The sequence below is a fragment of the Actinomadura logoneensis genome (assembly GCF_003428695.1).
Taxonomy (GTDB): domain Bacteria; phylum Actinomycetota; class Actinomycetes; order Streptosporangiales; family Streptosporangiaceae; genus Spirillospora; species Spirillospora logoneensis.
This window is the reverse complement of record NZ_QURH01000407.1, coordinates 1-767: the sequence shown is the minus strand read 5'-3', so window position 1 is coordinate 767 and position 767 is coordinate 1. Positions and strand designations below refer to the sequence as shown.

1 protein-coding gene is annotated in these 767 nt (G+C 77.2%); it reads right to left on the bottom strand.

Annotated elements, in window-relative coordinates:
* A partial coding sequence (gene mreC / locus DZF91_RS22990; RefSeq protein WP_147341281.1) for a rod shape-determining protein MreC occupies positions 1–767 on the bottom strand: 767 nt, incomplete at both ends.

Sequence of the window (767 nt, the reverse complement as noted above, 5' to 3'; positions counted from 1 at the left end):
GGGGACGCGCCGGGGGCGGCGGCGGGCGGGGCCGGGGCGGACGGCGTGGGCGACGGCGGGAGCACCGCGTCGCGCGGGTCCGTCTTCGGCGGGGCGACCACCACCGCGACCACGTCCAGTCCGGTGAAGTGCACGAACGGCTGGATGTAGGCGGTGCGGGTCAGTCCGCCGGCGGGCGCGTCGATGCGTTCGACCGTCCCCACGGGGACGCCGGGCACGTACGGGCGTTCGCCCTGCGAGCCGAGCGTGACCAGCCGCTGCCCCACCCGCAGCGGCGCGTTCGCGTCGAGCAACTGGAACCGCATCGGGGTGCGCCCGCCGCCGAGGCCGCGGCGGCCCCGGCCCTGGACGAAGCCGATCTCCTTGGAGTCCTCCAGCCGGGCGCCGACCGAGGAGTTCACGTCGGTCGCCAGCAGCACCGTCGAGGTCGCGGGACCGACCCGGGTGACCCGTCCGACCAGGCCGTCCCCGGTCATCACGGTCATGTCGGGGCGGATGCCCGAGCCCGAGCCGGCGTCGATGGTGACGGTGTCCTCCAGGCCCTGGCCCACGGAGATCACGTTCGCCGCCACGATCCGGTAGCCGCCGAGCCCGGCCGCGCCGAGCAGCCGGTCGAGCTGCGCCGACTTGCCCTGGTCGATCCGCGCGCTGCGGAGCTGGTCGCGCAGCCGCTGGTTCTCGCGCTGCAGCCGCTCGGCGCGGCGGCGCGCGCCGGGCGCGTCGGTGACGGCGTCGACGGCGTTGCCGACCGGCCGGACCACGGCGGC